Genomic DNA, 5361 nt, shown 5'->3' on the forward strand with positions numbered 1-5361 from the left:
AGCGCGACCAGCGGGAAGACCAGCACCCACCAGGCCTGATGGATCGAGGAACGGCCTTCGGAGATCATGCCGCCCCAGGTCGGATCGTCGGTCGAGATCGAGAGGTTCACGAAGGAAAGGATCGCCTCGACGATGACGGCGATGCCCATTTCCAGAGTGAGGAGGACCACGATGGTCGGCAGGACATTGGGCAGGATTTCGGTGACCATCGTGGAAAGCCGGCTGCGCCCGGCGACCTGGGCCGAGGCGACGTAATCCATCGCCCCTTGCGCCATCGCCTCGGCCCGGACGACGCGGGCAAAGCGGGTCCAGTCGATGACGACGATGGCGATGATGATCGACATGAGGCCGGGGCCCAGGACGGCGATCAGGAGGATCGAGAAGAGGACGGGCGGGAAGGCCATCCAGATATCGATCAGCCGCGAGATGACGATATCGACCCAACCGCGCAGGTAGCCCGCCAGCAGGCCTAGGGTGGCACCAATGATGCAGGTGATGCTGCCCGCGACGAGCGCGACGATCAACGCAATGCGGGCGCCGTGGAGGAGGCGGCTAAGGACATCTCGGCCCAGGCTGTCGGTGCCCAGCCAGTAGCCAGGCTCGGCGCCTTCCATCCAGAAGGGCGGCATGCGGCCCAGGAAAAGGTCCTGCGCCAGTGGGTCCTTCGGCGCGATCCAGGGGGCGAGGAGTGCGGCCAGTGCCAGCGCCAGAAGCCAACCGGCGGAGAGCCAGAGCCGAAGCCCCGCCCGGCGGCGGACAAGCGTGCGGCCATCAGCCATGGCGAAGCCTGGGGTTCAGAAGCGCGTAGGAAAGGTCGACGAGAAGGTTCACGGCAGTGAAGATCACCGCGAACAGGATCACGATCCCCTGGATCAGCGGCAGGTCACGGTTGATGACCGCGTCGATGGCCATGTTGCCAAGGCCCTCGTAGCTGAACAATCGTTCGATAATGACCGTGCCGCCGATAAGAAACGTGAATTGCACCCCCACCAGCGTCAACGTCGGCAGGATCGCATTGGGCAACGCCTCGCGGGTGATGACGCGGGTCTCGCCATAGCCCTTTGTGCGGGCCAGTGTGACGTAGTCGAGGTGCATGGTCTCCTTCAGCGACTGCTTCAGAAGCTGGGCAATGATGGCAGCGAGGGGGATCGCTAGGGCCAGTGCAGGCATGAACATGTGGCTGACGATATCGGCCCAAAGATCGAAGCGCAGGCGCAGGACGCTTTCGATCAGGTAGAAATTGGTAGTGAACGGAAGCTCAAGGCTTGGCGTGACGCGGCCGGAGATGTGGAAGACCGGGACCAGCACGCCGAAAAGCAGGATCAGGATCAGGCCCCAGAGGAAATCGGGCACCGAGAGCGCCATCCCGTTGGCGATGTCGATGCCGGCTTCGACCTTCGTGCCCCGCGCGCGCGTGCCGGTCAGGGCCAGGAAGCCGCCGATCAGAACCGCGATCACCAGCGCCATCAGCGACAGCTCCAGCGTGGCGGGCAGGCGGCCAAGGACAAGGTCAAGCACCGGCTGGCGCGCGGTGATCGAGGTGCCGAAGTCGCCCTGCAGCACACCCGAAGCCCAGATGAAGAACTGTTCAGGTATCGACTTGTCGAGCCCGTATTGCGAGGTCAGCCGGGCGATGTCTTCGTCCGTCGCGCCTGGGGGCAGCATCATCGCAATAGGATTGCCGGGCACGACACGGATCACGACGAAGACGATCACCGCCACCCCGATCAGGGTTATTGCCGTGGTCAGAAGCCGAAACAGGAAGGTTCTCAGTAGACGCAAGCCAAGCTGCCCCCTCCGGGCCCCTTTCATCTTTGTTCAAGTATCCTCGGGGGGTCCGGGGGGCAGACGGCCCCCCGGGGTCTCCGTCTCTCAGGCCCGTTTCATCAGATGTGGCAGCAGCGCGCCAGAGGCGTGCGGCATAACGGTCACGCCCTTGGCCGCGAGGATCGGCTGGACATACTGCAGAAGCGGAATGACCAGCGCCTTCTCGGCGATGTACTTGTCCACCGCTTTCCAGCCTTCGATCCGCTTCGCCTCATCCGCTTCACCCCACAATGGCCCGATCTGTCCGATCAGGTCCTCGCCATCCCAGACGCTGTGGGGCGAGGGTCCAAACATCGCGAAACCGGTCGACGTCGTCGGGTCGCCGACCGAGTTGCCCCAGTTGTAGAACGCCGCCGGGGCCAGCGTGTCGGCGGCGCGAAGCTCGTAGTGCTTGGCGATCTCGTAGACCTCGATCTCGGCCTCGATCCCGACCTTGCGCCAGAGGCCGACAATGGCCTGGACCATCTCGTAGTCCTTCGGCTTGAAGCCCTTCGTAGTCTGGATCTTGAATTTGACCGGATTGTCCGGGCCAAAGCCCGAAGCGGCCAGAAGCTCCACCGCCTTCGCCTCGTCGTAGGCGACCGTGATTGATGCATCATAGGCGTCGTACTCGGGGGTCTGCAACGTGTCGATCTTGACGCCGTAGCCCGAGAGCAAGCGGTCGATGATCGCCTGCTTGTCGATTGCATGTGCGGCGGCCATCCGCACGTTCGGATCGGTCATCACCTCGATATCGTTCAGGAAGATCATCCCGATGTCCGAGATCGGCGCTGCAGCCCCGTTCAGCGTGCCTTTCAGGCGGTCGTATTCCTCATAGGGCATTTCCAGCGTGACGTGGGAGGAACCCGATTCCACCTCGGCCACGCGGGCCGCGGCATCGGTCACGAACTTGATCGTCACCGTCTTGAACTCGGGCGCGCCGCCCCAGTAAGCCTCGTTTGCCTTCAGGCGCACGAAGGCGTTGCGTTCGAACTTCTCGACCATGTAGGGGCCGGTGCCGATCGGGGCGGCCTCGAAACCCTCGGGCCCCACCTTCTCGTAGTAAGCCTTCGGTAGGACATAACCGGTCAGGAAGTACATCCACTTGAAGATCGTCGGATCGAAGCTTTTGACATCCGCGATCACCTTGTTCCCCTCGACCCGGTGGTTCGCAAGCGTTCCCCAGATGAAGTTGATAGGGTTCCCCGTCGCCGGGTCGGCCGCGCGAGCAAGGCTCCAGGCCACGTCATCCGCGGTGAAGGGCGACCCGTCATGCCAGGTCACACCCTCGCGCACGGTCATGGAAATCTGGGTCCGGTCCTCGTTCCAGCCCCATTCGGTCAGAAGGCCCGGGGCGGGTTTCAGGTCCGGCTGCTGCAGGATGAACTGGTCGAAGACCGACTGGTAGATGCCCTGGATCGTGGGGTTCACCGCCGAAGGGCCGGTGGTCGGGTCCCAGGACGGCAGGTTGACGTTGTAGGCGATGACCAGCTCGTCGATGTCTTGCGCAAGGGCGGGCAGTCCGGCGGCGGCAAGCGCGGTTCCGGCGGCGGCGGTCTTCAGAACATGTCTGCGTGTGAGTTGCATGGTTTTGTCCCTGTTGGTTGTCATTTGCCGGCAAGTCTTTGGGCCAGAAGGTAACCCGATCCCGCCCCCGTGCCCGCACCGGGCCAGACGGCGGCCCCAGTCAGGTGGAGGTTCTTGATCGGAGTCGACCCGTCCGCATGGCCCCGGACGGGTCGGAAAACGAAATGCTGCGCCAGATGGTGCGAGCCGCAAAGCTGATCGCCGCCGACGAGGTTCGGGTTGTCCGCCTCAAGCTCGGACGGCGGCACGACCCGGCGGGCGAGGATGCGGGCGCGGGTGCCGGGCGCGTAGGATTCGAGGATCGCCAGCGCGCGTTCCGAGAACGGGTCGGCGGCCCCGGCCCAGTCGGTTGCCGTGATCTCACCCTTGGCATCGCCCCTGATGGTGCCGGGCGCCATGCGGACCTGGACCCAAAGCACATGGTTCCCCTCGGGCGCCCGCGAGGGATCAAAGACAGTGGGCTGGCCCACGACAAGGATCGGCTCATCCGGCAGAAGCCCGGCCTGGGCCTGCGCATAGGTGCGGGCCATCTGGTCAAGGCTCGGGGCCAGGTGGACATAGGCGTAGGTCGCAAGCGCCGGGTCGCGCCAGGCTGGCAGGTCGTTCAGGGCAAGGTGGATCATCATCGTGCCGGGGGCATGCTTGAAATCGGCCATGCCGCGGTCGAAGCGGGGGCTCAGAACTCCGGCCAGCCTGTTCAACGCACCCGGCGCAATCCCGGCGATGACCTGGGCGGCCGTGACCTCCCGCCCATCGGCCAGCTGCACCCCGCGCGCCGCCTTTCCGTCATGCAGGATGCGGGCGACCGGAGTGCCGGTCTCCACCACCCCGCCCCGCGCCCGGATCGCGGCGACCATGGCTTTCACGATCACATCCGCCCCGCCCTTGCCGATCGCCATCCCGAAGGCCTGACCAGCCATACCTTCCAGGTACGGAAACAGCGCCCCGCCTGCGACATCCGGGCCATAGTCGAGATGCATCCCCCAGGCGCCAAGCATTGCCTGCACCTCTGGTGCCTCGAAGGTCTGTGTGAGCCAGTCGCGAGGCGATTGCATCAGGAACCGGCCCAGGTCCAGCGTACCGGAAACGCCCTTCCCGCGGAGCGTTTTAAACATGAAATATGCAGAAGCACGAAACTGCATCGGGCAGCCGAGAAGCCCGAAGAGATGCGGGGCCTCCGCACCAAAGCCCGCGACGAGTGTCTTCCAGGTCTCCGCATCCTTCGCCGAATAGCGGGCGATGTTCGCCGTGGTTTCGGCAAGATCGGTCGAAACTCCGCAGAAGCGGCCATCGGCAAATGCCGTTGCGAAAGGGCGGGAAACCGGCACGAACTCCGCGCCATGCTGCGCAAGTTCTGCCCCATACGCCTTGAAAAATGGGGATCCCGCGAAAAGCGACAGGTTCATCGCGGCCCAGTCGTGGCGGAAACCCGGAAGCGTGTACTCCCCGCTCTTCACCGCGCCGCCCGCGACCGGGGCCTGTTCGAAGACGGCAACCCGCTTGCCGCGCGCCGACAGATGCACCGCTGCCGCGAGCGCATTGTGCCCCGCGCCGATGCAGACGGCGTCAAACTCCACCCCCATCGCCCCCTCCTCACGACGCGGCGATGTTTGCATTTGCATGTAACTATGTCTAGTCTGATTCCATAAGGGCGGGAGGCGCCCCATTCAGGGAGAGGGAAGATGGCAACGGCGCATGTGCTGACGGAACTGGCGGGACTGCTTGCTTCAGGCGGGGTCGAAGTCGTGGATTGCTCGGGCGTCCTTGGCCCCGAAACGCCGCTCTTGAAACTGCCCCCGGATTTCGCCAAGGACACCCCGCCGATCAAGATCCACCGGATCAGCGAATACGACAAGGACGGCCCGTTCTGGGCCTGGAACTGGCTGGAGCTGGGCGAGCATTCGGGCACCCATTTCGACGCGCCCCACCACTGGATCACCGGCAAGGACTATGCCGACGGTTACACCG

5 protein-coding genes are annotated in these 5361 nt (G+C 64.5%); 1 reads left to right on the forward strand and 4 read right to left on the reverse strand.

From position 1 onward, the window contains the following. The 4 genes from ACRCSW_RS11070 to ACRCSW_RS11085 all read right to left on the reverse strand — a co-directional run. A partial coding sequence (locus tag ACRCSW_RS11070) for an ABC transporter permease (protein ID WP_438705056.1) occupies positions 1 to 779 on the reverse strand: 779 nt, incomplete at its 3' end. Continuing rightward, positions 772 to 1782 carry an ABC transporter permease gene (locus ACRCSW_RS11075; protein WP_438705057.1) on the reverse strand — a complete coding sequence of 337 codons (1011 nt, stop codon included), beginning with the start codon at positions 1780 to 1782 and terminating at the stop codon, positions 772 to 774. The genes ACRCSW_RS11075 and ACRCSW_RS11070, both read right to left, overlap by 8 nt. 90 nt (positions 1783 to 1872) lie before the next feature. Then, positions 1873 to 3393 (reverse strand): ABC transporter substrate-binding protein, encoded by a 1521-nt coding sequence (locus ACRCSW_RS11080; protein ID WP_438705058.1) that lies wholly within the window; start codon positions 3391 to 3393, stop codon positions 1873 to 1875. A gap of 20 nt (positions 3394 to 3413) precedes the next feature. Further along, positions 3414 to 4976: a phytoene desaturase family protein gene (locus ACRCSW_RS11085; protein ID WP_438705059.1), complete on the reverse strand. Its 1563-nt coding sequence runs from the start codon at positions 4974 to 4976 to the stop codon at positions 3414 to 3416. A gap of 99 nt (positions 4977 to 5075) precedes the next feature. Here ACRCSW_RS11085 and ACRCSW_RS11090 point away from each other — a divergent pair. Beyond that, a partial coding sequence (locus ACRCSW_RS11090; RefSeq protein ID WP_438705061.1) for a cyclase family protein occupies positions 5076 to 5361 on the forward strand: 286 nt, incomplete at its 3' end.

The organism is Tabrizicola sp., from assembly GCF_051645465.1.
Taxonomy (GTDB): Bacteria; Pseudomonadota; Alphaproteobacteria; order Rhodobacterales; family Rhodobacteraceae; genus Tabrizicola.

What these genes read in the sequence shown, in the direction of transcription:
- ACRCSW_RS11080 (WP_438705058.1), bottom strand. Translation starts at nt 3,393, where the DNA reads ATGCAACTCACACGCAGACATGTTCTGAAGACCGCCGCCGCCGGAACC.
- ACRCSW_RS11085 (WP_438705059.1), bottom strand. Translation starts at nt 4,976, where the DNA reads ATGGGGGTGGAGTTTGACGCCGTCTGCATCGGCGCGGGGCACAATGCG.